Genomic DNA, 25,380 nt, shown 5'->3' with positions numbered 1-25,380 from the left:
TCAGGCAAGGCCTTGGGTCTTCGCCCATTCGATGAACAGGTTGGGCCATGCCTCGACCGGTTTGCCGATCGTCCTGCGCAGGCCGAAACCGTGGCCGCCATTGGTGAACAGGTGAGTCTCGACCGTGATGCCCTGCGCCTTCAGCGCCGCGCGGAACAACAGGCTGTTCTCGACCGGCACGGTCGCGTCGTCCTCGGCATGGAGGAGGAAACAGGGCGGGGTCTGCTTCGTGACGTTGCCGGCGGGGGTGTGCGCCCGTTCCAGTGCGGGGCCGGCATCCTTGCCGATCAGTTGCTCGCGCGAGCCGGCATGGGCCACCGGCAAGGTCATCGACTGTACCGCATAGATTGGTGCAGCGACGAACGGGCGTGCGCTGAGCTTGTCGGCGCCATCGACCGGATTGTAGGTCTTCGCCGCAAACCGGGTGGCGAGATCGCCGCAGAGATGACCGCCGGCGGAAAAACCCATTGCCGCCACGCGGTCGGGGTCGATCGCGAAATCTCGCGCGCGGTAGCGGATCAGCCGCATCGCGCGCTGTGCGTCCGACAGGGCGACATCCGATCCGGCCCGCCAGCCGTCGCCCGGCAGGCGGTAGAACAACACGAACACCGTGTAGCCGCGGGCGCTGAGCCACTGGGCGATCTCATAGCCTTCCTTGTCGATGACAATGCGCAGATAACCGCCACCGGGCATCGCGAGAACGGCGGCGCCATTGGGGATACGGGGCCGGAATACGACAAGGCGCGGGCGGGTGATGCCCCGCACCGCTCGATCGGGCAGGTCGGGGTCGGTGCCGCGTTGATCGACCGTCTCGACTGGCGGGACGGCCGGCATGCCCGGCGCGCCTTCAGGCCAGAGATCGATTGTCTCCACCGGATCGGGAAGGCCGGGCACTGGCGCTTCGCCGGCTTTGGCCGGAGGTGGAGTCTGCGGCCATGCGCTCGTCGCAACGCTTGCCGCCAGAGTTCCAAGGATCAGGTCGCGGCGATCGAACATGGAACCTCCGGAAAAAAGAAACGGACGCCGCCAGGTGAGCGCGCGTCCGTCAGGATAGTCCAAGGGGGGGGACGGACTTACATCTTCACGCGTGCGCCAACCAGGATCGTGCGCCCGAAATGATTGTTCTCGTAACTCCGGTTTGCGTCGATGTCGTTGTAACGATAGCGATATTCGTCAGTCAGGTTCACGCCCTCGACTGACATTTCGAGCCATTCGGTGAAGCGATAGCGCACCGAGGCATCAATGTTGATCGTCGAGCCATAGCCTTCGAACAGGTTGCCATTGGCGCTGCCCTGGTCGACATAGGGACCGCGATAACTGATCGAGCCTCGGGCGCTGAACTTCTTGTCTTCATAATAGAGCGTGCCGTTGATCGCCGTCTTCGAAAGGCCGTACAGGGTCGACGTGCGTGTAGTCGCGACGTTTGGCCCGAACGCGCCGGTCGAGGTTTTCACCACCGTCGTCGGGCCGGCCAACGTATAGGATGCGCTTGAATCGATGAAGGTTGCGTTGGCGATGCCGCCCAAGTTCGACAGGAAGCCGGGCAGGAACTTGAAGGGGGCCTGGATCGACAGCTCGATGCCCTTCAGGCTTGCGCCCGTCCCGTTCACGTTGCCGGTGATCGTGTAGATCTGGTTGGGATCGAAGTTGATATAGGCCGGCGAGCTGGTCGGGAGCACTGACTTCGGCAGGCCGGTCGAGGCGAAGGTGCCGCTATAGGTTTGGGCGACCGGGAAGCTTTCCACGTTCTTCTTGAACACCGCGACCGAGGCGATCGACTGCGGCGCGAAATACCATTCGAGCGCAAGGTCGTATGCGGTGGCCCGGAACGGATTGAGGAGTGGGTTGCCGAAAGTGATGCGATAGTTGAAGCCGTCCACCGAACCGCCGGGCGTCAGATTGCCCAGGGTCGGCCGCGTGATGACCCGCGAAATCGCGCCGCGCACCACGACATTCTCTATCGGAAACAGGGCGACGTTCAGCGACGGAAGCCAATCATCATAGTCGCGCGTGACTGACACCGCCGTGCCGCTGTTCAGTCCGGTCGACGACTGGTCCGTATGGGCATAGCGAACGCCGGCATTGGCCGCGTAACGAAGGCCGAAGAGATCGCCCTTTACATCGACCTGGAAATAGCCGCCCTTGACCGTCTCGGTCACGCTGCGGGTATTGCCGGCGTCGACCAGCGGAGTGCGGCTGTAGAGTTTGGTAAGCGCCGCCGCAGCATCGATGTTCGGGACAAGCCACTGAGTGGTCGTGCCGGTCGGCTGGCCGGCATTGCCCAGATTGATGGTGTCGGACATGGCCGGCGTTGCCTGAAAGCCGTAGATGGCCGAGGGGCCGAACACGGTGCTCGCCGAGCAGTCGATCGTGCCCAGCACAAGATCCTTGCCACCATTGCCGCACACCGCAGTGTCGCGCAGGAAGCCGACCGTATTGAAGCTGAAGCGGCGATACACCGCGCCGGCCTTGAGCTTGAAGCCGTCGACGACATCCCATTCGGTGCGGAGTTGGGCAGTGCGGAACTTGTTGGTGGTGTTTGACGGACGATCGCGAATTTCGGCGAGCTGGAAGTTCGCCGGGTCGGTCACGCTCGTGCCGAAGGTCAGCGTCGGGCTGGCCGCGTTGCGATAGTCGTATTTGTAGCCGGCGGCGTCGCGATCATCATAGACGAAGGTCGTCTCCACGGGGATATCAGCGCTGGATTTCGAGAATCCGCCGAGCAGGGTGAACCGTAAGCTGTCGGTCACGTCCTGATCCCAGGTGCCGCCAAGCTGGTAGAATTCGGTCTGCGACTTGCGCAGATAATGCTCGGTGCGGACCCAGGCATCGTTCAAGGTCGCCGCGATCAGGTTGTTGTTGCTGTCATAGACTGGGTTCAGCACATCGATCGAGCGCTCGTTGCTGCGCAGCAGGACCTCGGCCCATTTCTCCTCACGCTCTTCCTTGAAACGCGAATAGAGGCCGTCGATCGAAACCTTGGTGGAATCCGTCGGCGCGAACTGGATGCTGGCGGTGATGCCGAGCCGTTCGCGCCGATGATCGATCACGCCATAGCGTGGGATACGCGGATGGAAGGCAAGCGCCGCCTTGTCGCAGGCGGCATTCTGGAAATAGGTGCCACCCGTGTTGGCGCGGGGTGTCGTCGGGACGTTTGGGGCACCTGTGGCCGTATTGTAGAAGCAGGGCGTTCCGTCGACGGAGTCGAAGCGCGCCTGCGCCCAGCGGACCGAATTGTTACCGAGCTCGAGCGTGTTGATCTTCGAATAGGCGGCTGAAACCGACGCGCCGAAGGTCCCGGCGTCGTTCCGCCACGACAGCAGTCCCGCGACGCGCGGGCCGACCTTCTTGCTGAGATCGTTGTACGATGCCTGGGCCGAGAGGGCACCGGTGAAACCGGCCTTGCCGCCAAGCGGATTCCCCGTGTTCAGATCGACCACCGCGCCGAGCGAGCCTTCGTCGAGCGATGCCTCGGCCGTCTTGTGGACGACGATCGAACTGAACAACTCGGAGGCGAAGACATTGAAATCGAAGGCGCGGTCGCGGTTGGCGCTGGCGCCGTCGGTCGACGTCGCGACCGTTTCCATGCCGTTGACCCGAACGCGGGTGAACTGGGCGCCGAGGCCGCGAACGGTGATAGCGCGGCCTTCGCCGCCATCGCGCTGGATAGTGATGCCCGGGATACGCTGCAGCGATTCGGCTAGATTCTGGTCGGGGAACTTCGCGATATCCTCCGCGACGATGGCATCGACGGCTGAAACGGAATCGCGCTTCATGGTCAAAGCCTGTTCGAGCGAGCGCCGGAAACCGGTGACGACGATATCCTGCTCGTCGGCCGGGACCTGTTCCTCCACGGGCGCACCGGGAGCCCTGCTTTCCTGCGCGTCGACGGACGGTTGGACAGGGGCTGGGGCGGTTGGCGTCTCCGCTGGCTTGATCTCGGCCGCCGTCGCGATCGCCGGCATCAACAGGCCGATCGCCAGCGCCCCGACGGATGCGCTCGCGGCTTTCCGAGAGATTGCGCCCCGCGAGGCTCGAGCTGAATTCCCCATTTCCCCACACCCCTTCCTGCGCCGCTTTGCGACGTTGCTGACACCGGTGGCCGAACAGGGCGACCAAGCCGCCCATCAAGGCCGTCGATACATTTGAAGAGGGAGGCCATGACGCGGCCAGCGATTCGCCCTCTCCTACGGTGACCAATCTCGGCTGATCTTCCTCAGCTGCAACTTGTCGCCTTTGGTAACCGGTGTCAATGCCTATGGACAATGATCCTTGCCGGTCTTTTTGAAGGCGGCGCTGTCGATGGATCGTGCGCAATAGCGAGGTGGGCGCTCAGCTTCCGGGCTGGATGTAGGGAATCCGGGCGAACAATTCTCGCTGCCACTTGCGCGGATCGTTCTCGATCTGGCTGCGCGCGTCGAAGATCATCGTCGGACGATGGATCAGATCGTAAACCGGCCATTCGGGTAGCCCGACATGGTTCGGATCGCCGGTTCTGGCGAAGGCGACGAAGCTTTCCTGCAGCGCGGCCGAGGCTGCTCGCGCGTCGGCGGCGATGCCGGTCTGCGATCCCTTCGCGCCGAGCGTGCCAAAAACCAGCGCGATATCGAGCGAATGATAGGCCCCGCGCCGGGGATCGGTGCGCGAGGTGAAATCGAGCTGATAGACCCATGCATTGGTCTTTGCCTGGGCCCTTGCCTCTGCCTCGATCACCTGGCCGCGCCAGCTTCGGCCGGCGGTGGTCGCCTGGTAGAAGATATCGGCTGGCGACCATTCGGGAAAACGGCCTCGATATTCGGCGACCACCCATTCCGGTAGTGCATCGATGCGCAGTTCCGGCGCGATGTGCTCCGCGAGATTGTCCCAGGTAAAGCTCTGCACCCGCGGCGAATCCGGCGATATGAAGGCGCGGGTCTCGTCATGCGTATTGCCGAGGATCATCGGGATCGCGTTGGATTGCGGGTTGGCGTCCGGCCAAAAAGGGTGGCGGACCAGCCATTTCATGTCAAGCACCGGTCCGAAATACACGCTACCGCCAAGGATCGGATCGATCGTGTCGAGCGCGGCGACCAGCTTTTCGGTCGGCATGGTCAGCAGGGCTGACAGGTCCTTTTCGCTGGCGCCGAGCGTGGCCAGATAGGCCCGCGCGCGGCGGGTGGCGTTGAGCGGGCCCGAGGCGGTCACCTGCTGGCCACTCATTGTCGCGGCACGGTGGAACAGGCCCCTGGCGGCAGGCATGCCCATCATCGTCGCGATCTTGGCACCGCCGCCCGACTGGCCGAACACCATCACGCGAGACGGATCACCGCCGAATGCGCCGATATTGTCGCGCACCCATTTGAGGGCAAGGATCAGGTCGAGTTGGCCGTTGTTGCCACTGTCGGGGAACCGCGGATCGAGCCGCGCCAGATAAAGATAGCCGAACGCATTGAGCCGATGGTTGACGGTGACGACCACCACATCGCCCCGTGCCGCCAGCGCCTGTCCATCATTGAGCGCGTCAGTGCTGCTGCCGTTCGAATAGGCGCCGCCATGGATGTAGAGCATGACCGGCTTCTTCGCGGCCGGATTGGCTTCGGCGGTCCAGATGTTGAGGAACAGGCAATCCTCGCTCTGCGCGCCGTAACGATCGTCCTTCTGCGGTGCCACCGGTCCGAACGCCCGGGCAAGGATTGTCTCGCCGGCGCGGGATACCGGCCGGGGCGGCTGGAAGCGCTCGGCGGTACCGTAGCGAATGCCGCGAAACGCGAGGACACCGCCTTCGTTCGATCCAGCGAAGACGCCTGACGATGTCCGAACGCTGCCGGATCGCGCTGCCTGCGCTGAACCGGCGATGATCAGCGCCGCACCGGCGCCGATCAGGCCACGTCGCGAGATTCCGTCATCGGCGTACATCGAGTCCGCCCGCGAGATAGGCGTCGATATCGGCCTGGCGGAACAGGCTTGCATCACCCGGGAGCGAATGTTTCAATGCTGTGAGGGCAAGGCCGGTGCGCGCTGCCTCGGCGATGTCGCCGCCCGAGCGGAGCGCGTGGAGCACGCCGACCGCAAAGGCATCGCCCGCGCCGATCCGGTCGACGATCCCCGCGAGCAGCACCTCCTCGGTCTGGGCATGCTCGCCGCGGCCATCGATCCGCGCCGAGAGGCGGTGCCGGTCGGCATCTTCGACGTGCCGCGCAGTGGAGGCGATCAGCTTCAGCTTGGGAAAGGCGGCGAAAGCGGCTTCCGACGAAGCGAGGCGGCGGTCCTCGCCGTCGCCGCCGAAATCCTTTCCGAGCAGCAGGGCGACGTCGCGGTGGTTGCCGAACATGATGTCGGCATGCTGAACGAGCCTCGTCAGCACGCCGCGCGGGTCGCTGTCCCAGCTTTCCCAGAGCCGCGCGCGATAATTGCCGTCGAACGAGACGGCTATGCCACGCGCGCTCGCTGCCTCGGCAGCGGCGATAGCGGCTTCGGCAGGAACGGGACCGAGGGCAGGGGTGATGCCTGAAAGGTGGAGACGGTCGGCCCCCGCCAGCAGCCGGTCCCAGTCCCACGCGCTTGCCGGCGCTTCGGCGAAGGAGGAGCCAGCACGATCATAGATCACATCGGTCGCGCGCATGCCGGCACCGCTGGTGACGAAATACAACCCCATGCGATTGCCGCTGAAGCGCACGCCCGAGCAGTCGACGCCATTGGCGCGCATGCCGGAGATGGCGGCGCGGCCGAGATCATTGTCGGGCACGGCTGTGACCATGCCGACATCATGGCCCAGGCGGGCAAGGCCGCTCGCCACATTGGCTTCGGCGCCGGCGATCCACACGTCGAGCTTTGGCGTCTGGAGCAGCAATTCCCGTCCCGGGGGCGAGAAGCGCAGCATGATTTCACCGAAGGCGACAAATTTGCTCATGGGATTCCCGCTTCTCCGTTCGCCTTCGCATGATCGAAGGTCGGTGCTTCCTGTGAAGGAAAGAACCAGGCTTCGACAAGGTCGGTCGGAACGGAAATCGGGAGATTCATCGAGCGAGCCATCCGCCATCGACGGCGAGGATATGACCCTGGACATAATCGGCGGCGGCGGATGCGAGAAAGACGGCGGCGCCGCCGAGATCGGATGCGTTGCCCCAGCGACCTGCGGGGATGCGTTCGAGGATCGATCGGTTGCGCGTCTCGTCGGCCTGGAGCGCGGCGGTATTGTTGGTGGCGATATAGCCCGGGGCGATCGCGTTGACGTTGACGCCCTTGCCCGCCCATTCGTTGGCGAGCAGCCTGGTCAGTCCGCCGATGCCGGCCTTGGAGGCGGTGTAGCTGGGCACGCGGATGCCGCCCTGGAAGGTGAGCATCGAGGCGATGTTGATGATCTTGCCATTGCCTTTCGCGATCATGTGGCGACCTGCCGCCTGGCACAGGAAGAACACGGATTTCAGGTTGGTGTCGACCACCGCATCCCAATCCTCCTCGGTGAAGTCGACCGCATCGGCGCGGCGGATGATCCCGGCATTGTTGACCAGGATGTCGAGGCCGCCGAGCTTCCCGAGCGTCTCGTCGACGACGCGCTGGACCGGCTCGATGGTGGAAAGGTCGGCGGAGACGATTTCCGCGCGGCGGCCGAGCGCGCGGGCCTGGGTCACGGTGTCCTCGGCCGGGGTGCGGCCGACGGCGGCGATATCGGCACCGGCGGCGGCAAGCGCCAGCGCGATCGCCTGGCCAATGCCGGTATTGGCACCGGTGACGATGGCGACCTTGCCGGTCAGGTCGAAGGGGTTTTGCATTTTCCATCTTTCTCCCCTCCCGCTTGCGGGAGGGGCGGGGGTGGGCGCCCGTAATTAACAAGCGCAGCATTGGGGGGAGAGCGCTAGCCCACCCCCAGCCCCTCCCGCAGGCGGGAGGGGAGCAATCAAGCCAGCTGGCAGATATCCAGCACCTTCATGTCGGTATAATCCTGGTTTTCGCCGGCCATGGCCCAGATGAAGGCATAGGCTTTGGTGCCTGATCCCATATGGATCGACCATGGTGGACTGATCACTGATTGTTCGTTGGCGACGACGATGTGGCGCATGGCGTCGCCCTCGCCCATGAAGTGCATGACGCGGTCATTGGGTCCGTCGAGCTCGAAGTAGAAATAGATCTCGCTGCGGCGTTCATGGACATGGGGCGGCATGGTGTTCCACACGCTGCCCGGCTTGAGCACGGTGAGGCCCATGACGAGCTGGGCGGAGTCGCACACGCCCGGGATGACGAGCTGGAAGATGGTGCGCTCGTTGGATTCCTCGAGGCTGCCGCGTTCAAGCGCGTTGGCGTCGGCGATCGAGAGCTTGCGCGTGGTAAAGCCCTTATGCGCCGGGCAGGAGGCGAGGTAGAAGCGCGCGCCGGCGCCCGAGAAGGTCACGTCCTTCGCCCCCATGGTGACGTAGAGGCAGTCCTTGTTGCCCAGCGCGAAGCTCTCGCCATCGACCACCACCATGCCGTCGGCCTTGCCGACATTGACGATCGCCAGCTCGCGCCGTTCGAGGAACGGATGTCCCATGGCGGAGGCCGGCTCGGTCTGGTCCGGCAGCCTCACCGGCGCATCCGCCACCTCGACCCCGCCGATCACGAAACGGTCGGCATGGGTGTAGTTCAGCACGCATTCCCCCGCACGGAACAACCCCTCGATCAGGTACCGGTCCCGCAACTCGTCGTTCGACACGCACTCCATCATGTCAGGATGCGTCGCGTAATAGGTCCGGTCGAACATCAGGTCCCTCCTGCTGCGCCCTTGTCGCGCATGATTCTTCGTGACGCTGGGTAACCGGTGTCACGTGCTTTCGCAATATCCCCGGCGATCAATCGCGAGGAGGCGCGACTGAGCCACGTCGAATGAGCGTCGAGCGAAACATCGAGGGCTCCTCGACTATCTCGTCCCCATCTGCGGTAAGCTTCAATGCAGCGGAACGGGCCATGGAAATGATCGGCCAGCGCACCGTCGTGAGCGGAGGCCAGATATGCGCGGCGATCGGCGTATCATCGAAGCCGACGATCGACAGGTCGCGGGGCACGTCGATCCCGCGTTGGCGCGCGGCATGGAGCACGCCGGCTGCCATCTCGTCGTTGCAGGCGAAGATCGCGGTCGGGCGCGGCATCAGGTCGAGCAGGCGATCGGCCGCCATCACCCCGGATTCGAACGTGTAGTTGCCCTCGGCGATCATCGAGCGGGGCAGGGTGATCCCGGCACTGTTCAATGCCTGCTCGAAGCCCTGGCGACGTTCGCGCGCAGAACGGAAGCCGTGCGGGCCAAGCACGAGCCCGATGCGCTTGTGCCCCTGGTCGATCAGATAATCGACCGCCGCCGCCACCGCCTCGCAGTCGTTGGAGGCGACCATATGCGCAGAATCGTCAAGCTCGGCCGAGCCCATGCGGACATAGCGGCACCCGATATCGTCGCAGAGCTGGGCTAGCTGGTTGTTCTCGCTGACGGGGGGCAGCAGGACGACGCCGAACAGCCGCTGCCGCTCCAGGAAATTGCGCACATCGTCGAGCATCGTGGCTGAGCCGCGGTCGATCGGCCGGACGACCAGTTCGAATTCGGTGCCATGCAGCGATTCGAGAATGCCCTGCTGGACGTTCATCACCATCTGCGCATTCGGATTGTCGTGGATCAGCCCGATTAGGAAGTTGCGTCGCAGCGCAAGCGCGCGCGCCTGTGGGTTAGGGACATAGCCGAGATTGCCTATCACGCCCTCGACATGCTTTCGCGTGTCGTCGCTGAGCAGCGGCGAGCGGTTGATGACGCGGCTGACCGTCTTTTTGGAAACGCCGGCGATACGCGCGACATCGTTGATCGTGGGAAGGCCCGTTTTGCGTATCATCAGGTGGCATAGCGCGTATCTCGTCAAATCGCCAAACGCGTGCCGGCTTCCACCGACTTCCCGAACGCTGTCAGTTGGGCTTTCTCATTGACACCGGTTTACCTTAGGGTCCAACAACACAGCGCCAGTAGAGCGTGCGGGAGGGTTACCAGGGTGGATTCCACCGATTTCGCCCATGAAGTGGGGCACATTGCGCAATCTTTCGTCGATGCGCGCCGCGCCGGGCGGTCCTTGCCGGACTATCCGGGAACCGTGCCGGTCGCGCTCGCCGATGGTTATGCGGTGCAGGATGCCGCGATCGCGCTGAACGAGGCGGAGATCGGCGGCTGGAAGGTCGGCCGGATCAACCCGCCGATCGACGGCGTCGACCGGCTCGCCGGGCCGATCTTCACGCGCCAGATCGTCGCAGCTAGCGCGGAGCCCGTTGCAATGTCTGTGTTCCTCGGCGGCTTCGCCGCCGCGGAGGCCGAATTCCTGTTGCGTGTCGGCGCGACACCCCCGGTCGGGAAGATCCAATTCACCCATGCGGAAGCGGCGGCGTTGATCGACGCGGTGCATGTCGGGATCGAGATCGCCAGTTCGCCGCTGGCGGCGATCAACGATCTCGGTGCGGCGGTGACGATTTCCGATTTCGGCAACAATAACGGCCTCGTCATAGGGGCTGCCATTCCTGACTGGCGGAGCGCGGACATCGATGCCTGGCCGCTATCGGTCGCGATCGACGGCGCGGTCATCGGCAGCGGCAAGGCGGCGGACATGCTCGACGGACCGATCGGGGCGGCACGCTTCCTGTTCGAGCTGATGGCGGAGCGGGGCATCGCGCTCAGGCCCGGACAATGGATTTCCAGTGGCGCGGTAACCGGGGTACACGCTGTCAGGATCGGGGACCGGATCGAGGCGCGCTTCGCCGCGGACCTGATCGTGGAGTGCGTGATAAAGGCATCATAAAGGGGCTCTTCGGGAGGGAATGATGGCTGAATCGACGATGCCGGAGATCGCCGACGCGGCGGCGACCCGGGTGGGCCGGTATCGCTGGGTGATCTGCGGGCTGCTCTTTGCCGCCACCGCGATCAACTATGTCGACCGTCAGATGATCGGTGTGCTCAAGGCGCCGATTTCCCACGATCTCGGGTGGGACGAGACGGATTTCGCCACCGTGATCATCTGGTTCCAGGCGGCATATGCGCTCGGATATGTCACATTCGGCTGGTTCATCGACAGGATCGGCGCGCGCATCGGCTATTCGGTCGCCTTCGTCATCTGGACGCTTGGCCATACCCTCTGCGGTTTCGCCGGCACCGCCGCGCAATTCTCCGCGGCGCGCTTCGTGCTCGGCGTCGGCGAATCGGGGAATTTCCCCGCCGGCATCAAGGCAGTGTCGGAATGGTTCCCCGCCAGGGAGCGGGCGCTCGCCACTGGCATCTTCAATGCCGGCGCGAATATCGGCGCGATCGTGACGCCGGTGGTCGTGCCCTTCATCGTGGTAACGCTCGGGCTCGGCTGGCGGATGGCCTTCATCATCACCGGCGCGGCAAGCCTGGTCTGGCTGGTCGCGTGGATCGCGATCTATCGCCGCCCGCGCGAGCAGCCGCGCGTGTCGGCGGCGGAACTCGCCCATATCGAGAGCGACCCGGCTGATCCGGTCGAGAAGATCGGTTGGCTGCGCCTGATACGCTACCGCGAGACCTGGGCCTATGCGCTGGGCAAATTCCTGATCGACCCGATCTGGTGGCTTTTCCTGTTCTGGACGCCGGATTTCCTCGCCAAGACCTATCATCTCGATCTCAAGAGCTTCGGTCCACCGTTGATCGTGATTTATCTCATCTCCGACCTCGGCAGCGTCGCCGGCGGCTGGTCATCCTCGACGATGATGAAGCGCGGCGTTTCCGCGAACGTCGCGCGCAAGCTGACCATGCTTGCCTGCGCCTTCCTGGTGATGCCGATCTTCTTTGCTCAATATGTCGACAATCTGTGGCTTGCGGTCGGCATTGTCGGGCTCGCTACCGCAGCGCACCAGGCTTTTTCGGCGAACCTCTACACCATCCCCTCGGACATGTTCCCGCGTGGGGCGGTAGGGTCGGTCGTCGGGATCGGCGGCACGGTCGGCGCTGTCGGGGGCATGGGGATGGCCTGGTTCACCGGGTACATCCTGCAGACCACGGGCAGTTATACGCTGATCTTCGCGGTGGCCGGCAGCGTCTATCTGGTCGCCGTCGGCGTGGTGCATCTGCTGTCGCCGAGGCTCGCCCGCGTGAAGTGAAGTCGAGCGCGCTTGTCCATCGAACTGAAAATCACCGTTCGTGTCGAGCAAGCCGAGCTTGTCGATGCGAACGGGACCATTTCCCGCTGGCTTGGCTCAGGCAGTCCGTTTTCGCGGCGACCAGGGCGATCGCTTCCAGATCCAGAGCGGCAGGCGCAGCAGAGGGTAGAGTCCGCTCAATCCGGCGGGCAGGCGAAGCAGCACCACGTCTTCAGCCGGGATCGCCACGCGCCGGACGTGCGACCAGGCATCGCGCCAGCGCGACAGGGTCAGTAGCGTCGCACTTGGTTCGACCACCGAATTCCACGGCGTGTCAGCCAATTCCCGGGCGCCGCCGCCGGCAGCCATCACCCGCAGTGCCAGCCGGTTGAGCAGCGCCAGCCGGAGGGATCGCGGCGGGACGAAACCGGGGGGGAGGGGTGTTCCGAACGCTGCGTTGGCGAGCATGATCGCCGATGCGGCGGGCCGCGCCGCGCCGCCGGCCTGCGCCGCTGCCCAGAGGCCGGCGCCGCCATCCTCGCTGGTGCCAAGCAGGGCGGCGATGTCGGCCAGCCATTTCAGCCGGGCCCAGGCGTGGCCTGAACCGTGGACGCACAGATAGGTGAACAACGCCGGATCGGCGAGCGTCCGAAGCGCGCCGGAGCCGGGAACCTCGACCATTCGATGATCGCTCACGGGCGGCATACCCGCTTCGCCCGCAGCATCGGAAAGCCGCCAGTGCAATTCCACCCTTACCCGGCGTTCGGAATGGACGTGCACGCTGTCCTTGGAGATCGTCTGATAGGTTCTGAGCGCGCCGGGCGGGAGAGGTCGCGACGGTGCGGTCATCCTGTAGCCGGCCTGATCGAGCACGGTCCACGCCCGGGCGACGTCGGCGGGGGCCACGACCATATCGATATCGATCGAATCGCGTACCGCGATCGACCCATAAGCGCGGATGGCAAGCGCCGAGCCCTTCAGGAAAAGCGGCTCGATCCCTGTTTCCTCCAGCAGGTTTTGAAGGCGAAGCGCCTCTCCCGCATTCTTGAGCGCCGATAGGGTCGTCTGGTGAGCGCGGTTGGCGATGCCGCGTGGCGCCGGGAGCCCGGCATGGGTCAATCCCTCGCGGACAAGTCCTGCCACGCGGTGCCGGGCGGCGATCCGTTCGACGCATCCCCAATCCATGCCGGTGGCGGCCAGGGCGACGATCCGCGCGGTGCGCTCGTCCGACTGCGGTCGGGCGATACTGGCGCAGACGAGCGCGAATTCAGGGGATGCCTTGAGGCGAATGGTGCTGCTGCCTGATCGTGGAATGGGGCCGGTACAGCGTAGCATCCCGCTGGAAAAAGGGCGATTGGCAATCGCGCGCTTCGTCCCGCTGCTGGAAACCCGTTGCCGAAAGCTGTTGGCAAGTGCCGAGCCAGCGCGCAAAGTCGAGATCGGGCGAATCAGACTGTTACGCGGGGATGTACGGGTTGAACGGCAAGAAAATACGCGGCGGTGGCTGGTTGGCTGCTGCCTGGGCGACGATCCAATCCAGTGCTGCCCTTGCGCAGGACACACTTGCCGATCCGCAAGGCTCGGGCGCGATCGTTTCTGCCGTGCGGTGGCTTCAGGGCACTTTGCTCGGTACGGTCGCGACGGTCGTCGCCGTGATAGCGGTTGCCTCGGTCGGTTTCCTGATGCTGACCGGCCGGATCAACTGGCGCTACGGCGCGACGGTGATCCTGGGGTGCTTCATCCTGTTCGGGGCGGCAAGCATCGTGGCCGGCATCCAGTCCACCGCCAGCGCCGGATACTGACGCATGAACGGGCTGGAGCGGGACCCGCTGTTCGTCGCGCTCACCCGGCCGCAGATGTTCGCCGGGGTTACCTACAGCTATTTCGTGTTCAACGCGGTCATCGCGACCGAGCTGTTCCTGATTTTCCACGCCTTCTGGGTGCTTGGGGTCGCGCTGATCGTCCATCTCGTCGGGGTGGTGCTGTGCGTGCGGGAGCCGCGCATCTTCGACTTGTGGCTGACGCGCCTTGGTCGCTGCCCGCGTGTGCGCAACCATAAGATCTGGCGATGCAACTCCTACCGCCCCTGACATCCGACCGGCGGGCGGTCGCCCGCGAAAAATTCGCGGGATCCCATCTTCCATACGCGCGGCACGTCGACGATCATACGATCGAGACGCGCGATGGACTGCTCATGCAGTTCATCCATCTGCGCGGCCTGTTGTTCGAGACGGCCGACACCGACGAGATCAACTATCGCAAGGTGCTTCGCGACGCGATGCTGCAGGCGATCGGATCGTCGCGCTTCGCGCTGTATCACCATGTCATCCGTCGCCAGGCGGAGGTGGAGCTGCCGGCAAAATTCCCGGATGAATTCTCCGGGCAACTCGATGCTGCGTGGCGGGCGCGGCTGGCGACCAAGCAGCTTTACGTCAACGACCTGTTCGTGACGCTGATCCGGCGGCCATTGCAGGGGCGCGTCGGCATCGCCGATCGGGTGCGCGGCATATTCGGACGCGCGACCACCACGTCGGAGGCGGCGTCAGCCAATGAGCTGCGCCAGCTCGACGGTGCGCGCGATGCGTTGCTGGCGCAACTCGGCAGCTACGCGCCGCGACTGCTTGGTGCCTATGAAACCAGGCAGGGCATGTGCTCGGAGCCGCTCGAATTCCTGTCAGCGCTCTACAATGGCGAGATGCGGCCGGTGCTGATGCCGATGCAGGATGCCGGCAGCTATATCCCCTATCGCCGAGTCAGTTTCGGCGAGGAGACGGTGGAGCTTGGTCCGGCGGGCAACACCGCGCGCGGCTTTGTCGGGCTGGTCTCGATCAAGGATTATCCGGCGCAGACCGCGCCGGGCATGCTCGACGAATTGCTGCGGCTGCCCTTCGAACTGACCGTGTCGCAGTCGTTCGGTTTCGTCGACCGGCAGGCGGCGCTTGGCAAGATGAACCTGGCGCTCCGGCGCATGCGTTCCGCCGAGGACGAGGCGGTGAGCCTGCGCGGCGAACTGTCGAACGCGAAGGATGAGGTCGCCGCCGGCCGCGCCGGGTTCGGCGAACATCACATGACGATCGCGGTGCGCGGCGACACGCCCGCCGCGGTCGATGCCGGCGTGGCCGAGGTACAGGCATCTCTCGCGGATCTCGGTATCATCGCCGTGCGCGAGGAGATTGCGCTGGAGCCGGCCTTCTGGGCCCAGTTTCCGGGCAACTTCAAATATATCGCGCGGCGCGGGCTGATCTCGACCGGCAATTTCGCGGGATTCGCCAGCAGCCATAATTTCCCGCTCGGGCGTGCGGAGGGCAATCACTGGGGCGATGCGGTGACGCTGCTCGAGACGACGGCGGCGGGACCCTATTATTTCAACTTCCACCAGGGCGATCTGGGCAATTTCACTGTGATCGGACCATCGGGCTCGGGCAAGACGGTGGTGCTCAACTTCCTGCTCGCCCAGGCGCGAAAGTTCCATCCGCGCGTGATCTTCTTCGACAAGGATCGCGGCGCGGAACTGTTCATCCGCGCGATCGGCGGACGGTACGATCTGTTGCGTCCGGGCGAGGCGTCCGGCCTCAACCCGCTTCAGATCGAGGACAATCCGGGCAACCGCCAGTTCCTGATCGACTGGGTCGCGCAACTCGCCGGCGGCGCCGACATCGACGACATGGCGAAGATCAGGGACGCGGTCGACGCGAACTTCGCCCAGCCGCGCGAGCATCGGCGACTTCGCCATTTCGCCGAGCTGTTTCGCGGGGGGCATCGCCCGCATGCTGCCGATCTCTGGGCGCGACTGAGGCCCTGGTGGGGCGAGGGCGAGCGGGCCTGGCTGTTCGACAATGAGGAGGATCTGACCGATCTCTCCGCCGAGGCAGTCGGGTTCGACATGACCGCGATCCTCGACGATCCGGCGGTGCGGACCCCAGCGATGATGTACCTCTTCCACCGCGTCGAGGAACGGCTCGACGGGACGGCGGCGATCATCGTCGTCGACGAGGGATGGAAGGCGCTCGACGACGAGGTGTTCGTCCGCCGCATCAAGGATTGGGAGAAGACGATCCGGAAAAGGAACGGCATCGTCGGCTTCGCGACCCAGAGCGCGCAGGACGCGCTGGAAAGCAAGATCGCCAGCGCGATCATCGAGCAGGCAGCGACCCAGATCTTCATGACCAATCCGAAGGCGCGGGCAGCCGATTATGTCGACGGTTTCGGCCTGACGCCGCACGAATATGAGATCGTACGGACCTTGCCCGACGACGCGCACTGTTTCCTGATCAAGCATGGCACCGACAGCGTCGTGGCGCGGCTCAACCTGTCGGGCGAGCGCGATATCCTGACGATCCTGTCGGGCCGCGAGCGCACGGTGCGACTGCTCGACGAGATCCGCGCCGAGAGCGGGGACGATCCGCAGAGCTGGATCCCGCGCCTGCTGGAGCGTGTCTGATGGCATGCCCATCGATCTCTCCCGGCGGCGCCTTCCTTGCCGGCGTGCTGAACTATGTCGATTGCCAGGTCCAGGCGATCGGGGAGAATGGCTATCAGGCCCTGACCGCGCCGGGCTCGACCGTCGCGGTGCTGCTGACCGGGCTGCTGACCATCTTCGTCGCGCTGTTCGGCTATCGCATGATCCTGGGGCAGGTGCCCGGTGCGCGCGACGGCGTGCTGGCGCTGGTCAAGATCGGCGTGGTGCTGGCGCTGGCGACGAGCTGGCCCGCTTTCCGCACGCTTGCCTATAATGTCGCGATGCACGGGCCGGCCGAACTGGCGGCGAGCATTGGCGGTTCAGCCGGGCTGCCCGGGTCGGGCGGTGGCCTGGTCGGGCGGCTCCAGGGGATCGACAATGGCCTGTCGGAGCTTCAGCGGATCGGCACCGGCAAGCCGGCCGACGCCGAGGAGATCGTCGGGCCGACCCAGCCGCTGACGCCGCAGCAACAGCAGCAGCAATATCAGCGGCTGCAGCAATTGCAGCAAAAGCCGCGCTGGGACCCGACCCGCGACGCGACCATGCTCAGCCAGGCGCGGACCCTGTACCTGACCGGCGCGATCGCGTCGTTCGCGTCGGTGCGGGTGGTCGCCGGGCTGCTCCTCGCGCTCGGGCCACTGTTTGCTTTGTTCCTGCTGTTCGATGCGACACGGGGCCTGTTCGAGGGCTGGGTGCGCGGAATCGCCGGGGCGGCGCTAGGCGCATTGTCGACGGCGATCGTGCTGGGCGTCGAACTGGCGCTGATGGAGCCATGGCTCCTCCAGATCCTGGAACTGCGTCGCCAGAACATCCCGACGCCATCGGTGCCGACCGAGCTGCTCGCGCTGACCCTGGTGTTCGCGCTGACCCTGCTCGCGGCGCTGATCGCAACCGCGCGCGTTGCGCAGGGGTTCCGCATGCCGGTCGCGTGGCGCGGCACGGTGTCGCGCTGGGCCGAGATATTGCGCGATCAGGCTCCACGGCCTGCGCTGGCCGGCACCCAGCAGCACGAGATCGCCGACCCGCGCACCCGCGCTCATTCGGTGGCCGACGCGGTCGCCGCCAGCCAGCGGCGCGAGGCCGGCGTGGCGCCGCCGCCCCCCGCGCAGCTTTCTCATCGGGGGACGACCCAGGCCGTGTCGCGTGATATTCCGGTGGCGGCACCGGTGCCGCTGGGCCAAAGCTATCGGCGCCGCACGCGCGGACGCGTATCGGTCGGCGCGTCCCGGCGGGACAGGAACGCATGAAGAAGACTTCACGAGAATCGCTCGACGCCTATTATCGTGAGGCGGAAAGCTGGGCGAGCGACCGGCAGGATCTGCTGCGTGCCTCGCGCCGTACCGCGTGGATCGTCGCGGCGGCTGCCGGCACGGTCGCGGTGTGCGAAGCGATCGCGCTGATCGTGCTGATGCCGCTCAAGACGGTCGAGCCCTATACGTTGCTGGTCGATCGCCACACCGGCTTCGTCGAAGCACTGAAGCCGCTCGACGCCAATCGGATCGCGCCGGACAAGGCGCTGACCCAGTCCTTCCTGGTGCAATATGTCATCGCGCGTGAAAGCTTCGATATCGCGGAGCTTCAGGCCAATTACCGCAAGACCACCCTGTGGTCGGCCGATCCCGCCAAGGCCGACTATGTATCGAGCGTCCAGGTGTCCAACCCGGCCAGCCCGCTCGCCCGTTATCCGCGGACGACCGTCGTGAGCACCCGGGTGAAGAGCGTGTCGCCGCTGGGTGGCAATTCGACCCTCGTCCGGTTCGACACGCAGCGCCAGGATGCCGGTGGCCATGCCCAGCCGGTCCAGTCATGGGTCGCGGTGATCCGCTACCGCTTCTCGGGCGAGCCGATGACCCGCGAGGATCGTTTCGTGAACCCGCTCGGCTTCCAGGTCACCGGCTATCGCCGCGATGCCGAGGATGTGTCGCCGCCGGAGCCGGCGCCGGCCGCGGCGACCGATTCGTCCACGACGACAACGACGACGACCACCACGCAGGCGCCGGTGCAGAACGGTGTCCCGGCGGCGGCTCCGCCCGCCTTTCCGGTTCCCCAGCGCGCGCCGAACCGTCCAGCGCGGCCGGAGGTCGAGCTTTGAGGTTTGCGGCGTTCCTGCTTGCCCTGCTCCTGCCGGTGGCGGTCACGGCCCAGATACGGCCTACGCCGGGCCCGGGCGATCCGCGAGTCCAGTCGGTGCTCTACGACACCAACCAGGTCGTGCAATTGCAGGTCGCGACGGGCTATCAGCTCAGTGTGGAATTCGCGCCGGACGAGCGGGTCGAGAATGTCGCGATCGGCGACAGCGGCGCGTGGCAGGTCACACCCAACAAGCGCGGCGATCACCTGTTCATCAAGGCGGTGCAATCAGGCGTCACCACCAACCTGACCGTGGTGACCGACGCCCGCACCTATGTGTTCGATCTGCTGCCCTTGTACGGACCGTTGCCGGACATGGCCTATACGGTGCGCTTCACCTACCCAGCGCCCGCCGTCGCGAGCATCGCGACGGCCACGCCAGCTAAGCAGCCCGGCCGCTACAAGCTCGGCGGGTCGCGTGCGATCCGACCGACCGAAATCGATGACGATGGCGAGAAAACCTATATCGTCTGGCCGCCGGACAGGCCGCTGCCGGCGATCTTCGCGATCGACGAGAAGGGGCGGGAGATGCTGGTCGACGGCGCGATGCGCGACGGCCAGTATGTGATCGACAGCATCAAGCCGAAGCTGTTGTTCCGTCTCGACAAGGATCTGGCGAGCGCGGTGCGCGTGATCCCAAGGGCGAAGCGCTGATGGGGATATCATCCTCTGCCGATCGCGGCGATCCCCGGATCGGCGCCGAGGGGGAATCCAGCGTTCGACCGGTGGTCGCGTTGCCGCCGTCGGGCATGCCCTGGTGGATATTCGCGATCGGTCTCGGCCTTGTCGCGGTGATCCTGTTCAGCGTTCTCGACATGCGGCGACGGTCGCTGACGGCGCCGATCATCAAGCCACGCTTCGACGACAATCTCGGTGGTGCCGCCCCGCAGCCGGCACCGCTCTACATACCGCCGGCGCCACCCGCGCCGGTCGCGGTCGAGACCCCGGCACCACCGCCGCCGCCACCACCATCGCCGCCGCGCATGCAGCCGCCGCAGATCGTCTACGTGCCGCAACCGATGGCGCAGCCACCGGTCAATATGGAGCCGCCGGCACGGGCGCGTGCCACCGCGGATCCGGCACTGGTCCTCGATACGACGACGGGCGATGCCGGGGCTGTCGCTGCCGCCGACGGCGCGCCGGCTGCTGCCGGAGACGGCGGCGGTACCGCACTCGCCACGCGTGCCCGCGCGAGCGTGATGCGGCATCGCCCGACCACCGTGCCGCAGGGCACGCTGATCCCCGCCGTGCTGGAGACGGCGCTCGATTCGACCAGGCCAGGCCTTGCCCGCGCGCTCATTCAACGCGACGTGCGCGGCTTCGACGGCAGCAGGGTATTGATCCAGCGCGGCAGCCGGCTGATCGGCGAGTATCGCGCCGATCTCCAGCCCGGCCAGAATCGCGCGATGGTGATGTGGACCCGCCTCGTCCGCCCGGATGGCGTGACCATCGCGCTGGGGTCGCCCGCCGCCGACCCGCTCGGACGCGTCGGGATCAAGGGCAAGGTCAATACCCATTTCTTCGAGCGTTTCAGCTCGGCGATCCTGCAATCGGCGCTCGATGTGGGGGTCAATCTCGCCTCGCGCATCGGCAATTCGAACTCGCCGGTGATCGTCGCGCTGCCGAACACCTTGCAGAACGCGACCGGGGGATTGACCCAGGCCCAGCAGATCCAGCCGACCCTGAAAGTGAAGCAGGGCACCGCGATCAGCGTGTTCGTGGCGCGCGACCTGGATTTCACCAGCGTCGAGACCAAACGGTGAGCGCGGCGGCGCGGGACGACCGCCCGGTCTATCTGCGCAGCTATCTCTCGCCGCTCGCGGGCGTGCTCGAACGGACGGACGTGACCGACATCTATGTCAATCGTCCCGGCGAGGTCTGGGTCGAGACGACCAGTGGCACGATCGAGCGGCACGAAACGCCCGGGCTCGACGAGGCGACGCTCTCGCGACTCGCGCGCCAGATCGCGGCACTCTCGCACCAGGGTATCAGTCGCGAGCATCCGTTGCTCTCCGCTACCTTACCGGATGGCGCGCGCGTTCAGGTCGTCGGGCCGCCCGCGACGCGCGGGCCGCTCGCCCTCGCGATCCGCAAGCATGTTTCGCCCGACCTCGCACTCGGCGACTATGTCGCCAGCGGGGCCTTTGCCGAAACGCGGCATGGCGAAGAAGACACGACCGACGTGGATCGTGCGCTGACGTCGATGCTCGATTCAGGCGATATCGCCGGCATGCTGGCCATGGCGGTCAAGGCGCGCAAGAATATCCTCGTCTCCGGCGGTACCTCGACGGGCAAGACCACCTTCCTCAACGCGCTGATCCGCGAGATCCCGGCTGAGGAGCGGCTGATCCTGATCGAGGATACCCCCGAGCTTCATCTGCGCCATGACAATGCCGTCGGCCTGCTCGCGGCACGGAGCGCGCTGGGCGAGGCGCGGGTGAGCGCTGACGATCTGCTCGGTGCGTCGCTGCGCATGCGGCCCGACCGGATCATCCTGGGCGAACTGCGTGGCGAGGAGGCCTATGCGTTCCTGCGCGCGGTCAATACCGGCCATCCCGGATCGATGACCACCGTCCATGCCGACAGCGCCGAACGAGCGGTCGAGCAGATCGCCTTGCTGGTGTTGCAGACCGGCACGCGGCTTAACCGGGACGATGTGCTTCACTATGTCCGCAGCACGGTCGATGTGTTCGTCCAGCTCGCCCGCGCGGGTGGGCGGCGGCATGTGGCCGAGGTGGTGCTACGCCGGCGGGGATAATGGTTTTCGGTCACGTTGTGGCTGGTTAGTTGCCTGCGCGGGGCAGCTTGTCGGCGCGTGCTATCGACACGACTTCCCTTTCTCCAGATCCGGCATGGGCGGTCGAGAAGCTGCTGCCTGACGGGCAATTCCCTGTTATTCCCGATTAACAGGGAATTTTGTTTTTTCTTCAGCCGTTCTGTGGGCTCTGTGTTCAATATTCTCTTTATATAAAAGAACCTTATAGCAAGATTCCCTGTTATCGAAGAACAGGGAATTTCAAACCCGGGAACAGGGAAAATTCCGCCGGAACAGGGAATTCGATGTTGACCACAATGAGAAAAAGCGTGGACGGGAGCCTTCGCCCGACGCCACGCTGCGCCATTCTTCACGCCCGTTGAATCGATCCGCCAGCGTACGGGCATGAATCAGGTTTCAGCACGATTCCGGTGAGGGCGCAGCACGGCGCGGGGGCGGAGGACATGGGCGCAGGCGGCGTGGCTGTTCGCCTTGGCGGGATCTTCCGGCGGAAACTGGCCGGTGTCGGGAAGGGCTATCCAGGAGATGCCCTCGGCCGTGCAGAGTTCGACAAGATGCTGGCCGGGGCCAGCGGCCTGCACCGGCGATGCCGACAGGACGAACAGGGCTGGCCCGATCAGCAGGAGACCCGGGCGCTCGCCGGACAGGCGGCGGCGCGGGCCGGATTCATCTTCGTCGCAACGGCTCTCTTCCTCCGGCACGCAACGCCCTTTCCTCAAGCGGCAGCGATCCGCGGCGCGTAAGCGGCTGTCGACGGCATCATGGAGCGCTTTGCAGTCTTCGGCGACGGCAAAAAGCCCCGATATGGCGTCATCACAGCATCGGTTCCGCCGGGTGACGCGCTATGTTGCGTCCGGGCTGGGTGGAGGATGCGGCGATGGAAGGTCATGGGGAAGGAAAAGACAGCGGCAAGCCGGTCATCGGCATGCCGGTGTATGATTCAGTCGACATGCTGGACGTCACCGGTCCGTATGAGATGTTCACCTGGGCGGGGTTCGAGGTCGAACTGGTCGCGGCGGAGAGCCGCATGCACTGCTTTCGCGAAGGTTTCCGTTTCGAGGTGCTGACGACGTTCGCCGAAGCGAGCCCGGACTATGCTGCCCTGTGGGTGCCAGGCGGCGACCCGGCCGCGCTTAACGTGCTGATGAAGGACGACACCTATCTTGGCTTCCTGCGCGACAAGGCGGCGGTCACGCCTCTGGTCGCTTCCGTGTGCGAAGGGGCGATGCTGCTGGCGGCGGCGGGGCTGCTCGACGGCTATGAGGCGACGACTCACTGGGCCTTCATCCCGTGCCTCAAGCGCTACCAGGGAGTGAAGGTGGTCGAGGGCTATCCGCGCTACCACCTCGACCGCGACCGGCTCACTGGCGGCGGCATATCCTCCGGGCTCGACGAGTCGTTGCGACTGATCGAACTGCTGAAGGGAACCGAGGCGGCCAAGCAGGTCCAGCTCACGACTCAATATTATCCCTGCCCGCCGGTCGGCGGTGCGATCCCCGGCACCGACGAGTGTCCGCTGGATACCGCCGGGGATAGGATCCCGCTCTGCATTCCCTGCTGACGGGGTTGCAGCGGGCCCTCACGCGCCGCATCTAACGGCGATGCGAACCACTTCCGACAGCGTATCCGTGCGCCTCTATCATTTGTCCGATGGTGATGACGGGGGAGGGGCTTCGACCCTGTTCTACGGCCCGCTCGGCGAGGCCATGGCCATTGCCGCGGCCCAGCCGGAAGAGGTTCAGGGCGGCCTGTTTCTGGCGACGGACAATGATGTGGTGGCGTATCTCGACCTGATCGACGGCTAGCGCCAGACCCGCACATCGAACCAGTCGGCCGCGTCCTCCCCATAGAGCAGGAGGATGGCAAACGCCTCAATGGTCAGCTGGACGAGCGAAACCGCCAGCGCCGCCGTGCCGCCATCATTGACCGGATCGACGATTCCGATGCTGCGCAGGAAGGCGACGCTCGTCACCACGCCCAGCACCCATCGCGCGACCAGCGCGCCGCGCGCTGAGCGCGACTTGAACAGGAAGACGAGCAGCATCAGCGACAAGGCGAAAGCGGCGCCGAACATCCTGATCGCCAGGATCCTGCCGGCAAGGGTCGCGGCTGCCTCAGGCGCGATCGGAAAGCCGAAGGCCATCGATCGCGCAGTGTACAGCGCGAGCGTGACGGAGAGGATGACGGAGAAGCCGAACAGCAGCGCGAACAGGCGGATCGACAATGGTTGTGGCACGATATTTCCCCACCGGATCGACTGCGTATAGCCGAGCGCATTTCGATCCATGCCGCTCGCTTGTTCGGGAGCGAGTAGCCGATAGGGGATTAAAGGCCCGTAAAGTGGCGGGAACGCCGTTCTGCGGCGACTGAAATATGTCGTGGATCATTGTCACGTCTAAGTCGGAGCGACATTCACGTTGGCAAGGTTGCAGCAAAGAGAAGGATTCGCGCAGAGGCGCGGAGGACGCCGAGCTGATGTGAACTCGATCACCACGTGCTTATAGTCGCAAACCGCCTGAGCCGCAGGCCCGACTTTCTCAGCGTCCTTCGCGCCTCCGCGCGAATCATCTTCCTGGGCGGCCGGTTGTGAAAGTCGATCCGGTCCTAAACGACCACCTCGCTCGCAACGCGGCCAGCTTCGCCGAAGACCCGCAGATAGCGCTGGATCTCGGCGGGGTCGCCGGTCGCCTTGGCCGGGTTGTCGGAGAGCTTGACCGCCGGGTGCCCGTTGGCGCTCGTCACCTTGCACACGAGCGAGATCGGCTCGAGCCCGGCGCCGCCATGCGGATCGCAGCCACGGAAATCGTTGGTGAGATTGGTGCCCCAGCCGAAGCTCATGCGAACGCGGCCGTTGAAATGGCGATAGGTGCGCTCGATCGAGTCCACATCCATGCCGTCGGAGAAGATCAGCAGCTTGGTACGGGGATCGACGCCATGTTGTTTCCACCAGGTGATGATCTGTTCGCCGCCTTCGATCGGCGGCGCGCTGTCCGGGCGGAAACCGGTCCAGTCGGCGACCCAGTCGGGCGCGCCGGCCAGGAAGGCGGTCGTGCCGAAAGCGTCCGGCAGGACGATCAGCAGGTTGCCGGCATAATGCTGGCGCCATTCCTCCAGCACGCGATAGGGCGCGGTGGCGAGTTCGGCATCGTCGCGGGAGAGGGCGGCCGCCACCATCGGTAGCTCATGCGCGTTCGTGCCGATCGCCTCGAGATCGGCGTCCATCGCCAGCAGCACGTTGGACGTGCCGATGAAGCGGTCGCCGAGTCCTTCCTTGAGCGCCTCGACGCACCAGCGTTGCCACAAATGGCCGTGACGTCGCCGTGTCCCGAAATCGGAGAGGACAAGATCGGGCAACTGCTTCAGCCGTTCGACCTTGTCCCACAGGCGTGCCTTGGCGCGGGCATAGGTGACGTCGAGCTCGAAGCGGTCGTGATTGCGCAGAGCAGTACGCGAGCGCAGCTCGTTGATGATGCAGAGCGCCGGAATCTCCCACATCATGGTGTGGGTCCAGGGCCCGGCGAAGCGAAGCTCATATTGGCCGTCGACGATGCTGAGCTCATAGGGCGGCAGCTGGAAATCGGCGAGCCAGGCGATGAAATCAGGCGCGAACATCCGCTCCTTGCCGTAGAAGCTGTTGCCGGCGAGCCAGATCAGCTCCTTCTTGCCGAACCGCACAGTGCGCGCATGATCGAGCTGGGCGCGCAATTCCGCCTCGTCGATGAACTCGGCGAGCCTGACCGCCCTGGTACGGTTGAGAACCGAGAAGGTCACCTCGACATCCGGATGGAGATGCCGGATCATCTGCAGCATGAGCAGCTTGTAGAAGTCGGTGTCGAGCAGGCTGCGCACGATCGGGTCGAGCCGCCAGCCGTGATTGTAGGAGCGTGTCGCGATGTCGGTCAGAACCATGGCAACCTTTTTCCGGCAAAAGCCGCGAGCGTCTACCCCC

The 25,380-nt window shown here is 65.2% G+C and carries 23 protein-coding genes; 12 read left to right on the top strand and 11 right to left on the bottom strand.

Translation table 11 applies throughout. The features are described from left to right. From P0Y59_09090 to P0Y59_09060, 7 genes are all read right to left on the bottom strand, one after another. Entirely contained in the window at positions 1 to 996 is a 996-nt protein-coding gene (locus P0Y59_09090; GenBank protein WEK01810.1) for an alpha/beta hydrolase, read from the bottom strand. 77 nt (positions 997 to 1,073) lie between these two features. Beyond that, positions 1,074 to 3,965, bottom strand: a complete 2,892-nt coding sequence (locus tag P0Y59_09085) for a TonB-dependent receptor (GenBank protein ID WEK01809.1) — start codon at positions 3,963 to 3,965, stop codon at positions 1,074 to 1,076. A gap of 367 nt (positions 3,966 to 4,332) precedes the next feature. Then, positions 4,333 to 5,895, bottom strand: a complete 1,563-nt coding sequence (locus P0Y59_09080; protein ID WEK01808.1) for a carboxylesterase/lipase family protein — start codon at positions 5,893 to 5,895, stop codon at positions 4,333 to 4,335. Beyond that, entirely contained in the window at positions 5,882 to 6,889 is a 1,008-nt protein-coding gene (locus tag P0Y59_09075; protein ID WEK01807.1) for a sugar kinase, read from the bottom strand. The genes P0Y59_09080 and P0Y59_09075 overlap by 14 nt, the downstream gene beginning before the upstream one ends. 106 nt (positions 6,890 to 6,995) lie before the next feature. After that, complete coding sequence (gene kduD, locus P0Y59_09070) at positions 6,996 to 7,751, bottom strand: 2-dehydro-3-deoxy-D-gluconate 5-dehydrogenase KduD (protein ID WEK01806.1); 756 nt, start codon at positions 7,749 to 7,751, stop codon at positions 6,996 to 6,998. Between the two features lie 125 nt (positions 7,752 to 7,876). Then, entirely contained in the window at positions 7,877 to 8,716 is an 840-nt protein-coding gene (gene kduI, locus P0Y59_09065; GenBank protein ID WEK01805.1) for a 5-dehydro-4-deoxy-D-glucuronate isomerase, read from the bottom strand. 88 nt (positions 8,717 to 8,804) lie between these two features. Then, positions 8,805 to 9,824, bottom strand: coding sequence for a LacI family DNA-binding transcriptional regulator (locus P0Y59_09060; protein WEK02540.1), 1,020 nt, complete (start codon positions 9,822 to 9,824; stop codon positions 8,805 to 8,807). A 156-nt stretch (positions 9,825 to 9,980) separates the two neighbouring features. On the opposite strand from P0Y59_09060, the gene P0Y59_09055 reads away from it, so the two are divergent. After that, a complete protein-coding gene (locus P0Y59_09055) occupies positions 9,981 to 10,775 on the top strand; it encodes a 2-keto-4-pentenoate hydratase (GenBank protein ID WEK01804.1) in 795 nt (264 codons plus the stop codon). A 22-nt stretch (positions 10,776 to 10,797) separates the two neighbouring features. Next, positions 10,798 to 12,087: an MFS transporter gene (locus P0Y59_09050; protein WEK01803.1), complete on the top strand. Its 1,290-nt coding sequence runs from the start codon at positions 10,798 to 10,800 to the stop codon at positions 12,085 to 12,087. A gap of 96 nt (positions 12,088 to 12,183) precedes the next feature. Here the strand turns inward: P0Y59_09050 and P0Y59_09045 are convergent, their stop codons facing one another. Beyond that, entirely contained in the window at positions 12,184 to 13,401 is a 1,218-nt protein-coding gene (locus P0Y59_09045; protein ID WEK01802.1) for a nucleotidyltransferase family protein, read from the bottom strand. Between the two features lie 131 nt (positions 13,402 to 13,532). On the opposite strand from P0Y59_09045, the gene P0Y59_09040 reads away from it, so the two are divergent. Genes P0Y59_09040 through virB11 form a run of 8 tightly spaced genes read left to right on the top strand, consistent with a single transcriptional unit; the run spans position 13,533 to position 21,413 of the window. Next, a complete protein-coding gene (locus P0Y59_09040; protein WEK01801.1) occupies positions 13,533 to 13,868 on the top strand; it encodes a TrbC/VirB2 family protein in 336 nt (111 codons plus the stop codon). Between the two features lie 3 nt (positions 13,869 to 13,871). Further along, positions 13,872 to 14,156: a type IV secretion system protein VirB3 gene (locus P0Y59_09035; GenBank protein ID WEK01800.1), complete on the top strand. Its 285-nt coding sequence runs from the start codon at positions 13,872 to 13,874 to the stop codon at positions 14,154 to 14,156. After that, a complete protein-coding gene (locus P0Y59_09030; protein ID WEK01799.1) occupies positions 14,135 to 16,507 on the top strand; it encodes a VirB4 family type IV secretion/conjugal transfer ATPase in 2,373 nt (790 codons plus the stop codon). The genes P0Y59_09035 and P0Y59_09030 overlap by 22 nt, the downstream gene beginning before the upstream one ends. Further along, complete coding sequence (locus P0Y59_09025; GenBank protein WEK01798.1) at positions 16,507 to 17,772, top strand: type IV secretion system protein; 1,266 nt, start codon at positions 16,507 to 16,509, stop codon at positions 17,770 to 17,772. Before P0Y59_09030 ends, P0Y59_09025 begins: the two co-directional genes overlap by 1 nt. After that, a complete protein-coding gene (locus P0Y59_09020; GenBank protein WEK01797.1) occupies positions 17,769 to 18,617 on the top strand; it encodes a VirB8/TrbF family protein in 849 nt (282 codons plus the stop codon). The genes P0Y59_09025 and P0Y59_09020 overlap by 4 nt, the downstream gene beginning before the upstream one ends. Then, the gene (locus tag P0Y59_09015) at positions 18,614 to 19,309 is read left to right on the top strand and encodes a TrbG/VirB9 family P-type conjugative transfer protein (GenBank protein WEK01796.1); all 696 of its coding nucleotides are present in this window, start codon (positions 18,614 to 18,616) and stop codon (positions 19,307 to 19,309) included. The genes P0Y59_09020 and P0Y59_09015 overlap by 4 nt, the downstream gene beginning before the upstream one ends. Further along, on the top strand, positions 19,309 to 20,418 hold the full coding sequence (locus P0Y59_09010; GenBank protein ID WEK01795.1) for a TrbI/VirB10 family protein: 1,110 nt from the start codon (positions 19,309 to 19,311) through the stop codon (positions 20,416 to 20,418). Before P0Y59_09015 ends, P0Y59_09010 begins: the two co-directional genes overlap by 1 nt. Further along, positions 20,415 to 21,413: a P-type DNA transfer ATPase VirB11 gene (virB11, locus tag P0Y59_09005; GenBank protein WEK01794.1), complete on the top strand. Its 999-nt coding sequence runs from the start codon at positions 20,415 to 20,417 to the stop codon at positions 21,411 to 21,413. Before P0Y59_09010 ends, virB11 begins: the two co-directional genes overlap by 4 nt. Before the next feature lie 407 nt (positions 21,414 to 21,820). Here the strand turns inward: virB11 and P0Y59_09000 are convergent, their stop codons facing one another. After that, positions 21,821 to 22,150 (bottom strand): hypothetical protein, encoded by a 330-nt coding sequence (locus tag P0Y59_09000; protein WEK01793.1) that lies wholly within the window; start codon positions 22,148 to 22,150, stop codon positions 21,821 to 21,823. A gap of 125 nt (positions 22,151 to 22,275) precedes the next feature. Between P0Y59_09000 and P0Y59_08995 the strand changes: the two genes are divergently transcribed. Together P0Y59_08995 and P0Y59_08990 are read left to right on the top strand one after the other, a co-directional pair. Next, entirely contained in the window at positions 22,276 to 22,992 is a 717-nt protein-coding gene (locus P0Y59_08995; protein WEK01792.1) for a DJ-1/PfpI family protein, read from the top strand. A 40-nt stretch (positions 22,993 to 23,032) separates the two neighbouring features. Beyond that, on the top strand, positions 23,033 to 23,236 hold the full coding sequence (locus P0Y59_08990) for a hypothetical protein (GenBank protein ID WEK01791.1): 204 nt from the start codon (positions 23,033 to 23,035) through the stop codon (positions 23,234 to 23,236). Here the strand turns inward: P0Y59_08990 and P0Y59_08985 are convergent. Together P0Y59_08985 and pncB are read right to left on the bottom strand one after the other, a co-directional pair. Further along, positions 23,233 to 23,718 carry a hypothetical protein gene (locus P0Y59_08985; protein ID WEK01790.1) on the bottom strand — a complete coding sequence of 162 codons (486 nt, stop codon included), beginning with the start codon at positions 23,716 to 23,718 and terminating at the stop codon, positions 23,233 to 23,235. The genes P0Y59_08990 and P0Y59_08985 overlap by 4 nt on opposite strands. A 317-nt stretch (positions 23,719 to 24,035) precedes the next feature. After that, a complete protein-coding gene (gene pncB / locus P0Y59_08980) occupies positions 24,036 to 25,340 on the bottom strand; it encodes a nicotinate phosphoribosyltransferase (protein ID WEK01789.1) in 1,305 nt (434 codons plus the stop codon). Between the last annotated feature and the right edge of the window lie 40 nt (positions 25,341 to 25,380).

Origin of the sequence: Candidatus Sphingomonas phytovorans, assembly GCA_029202385.1 — a bacterium.
In the GTDB taxonomy this organism is placed as follows: Bacteria; Pseudomonadota; Alphaproteobacteria; order Sphingomonadales; family Sphingomonadaceae; genus Sphingomonas; species Sphingomonas phytovorans.
Note: the sequence above shows the minus strand (reverse complement) of the source record. Positions and strands in the feature narration are given on the sequence as shown.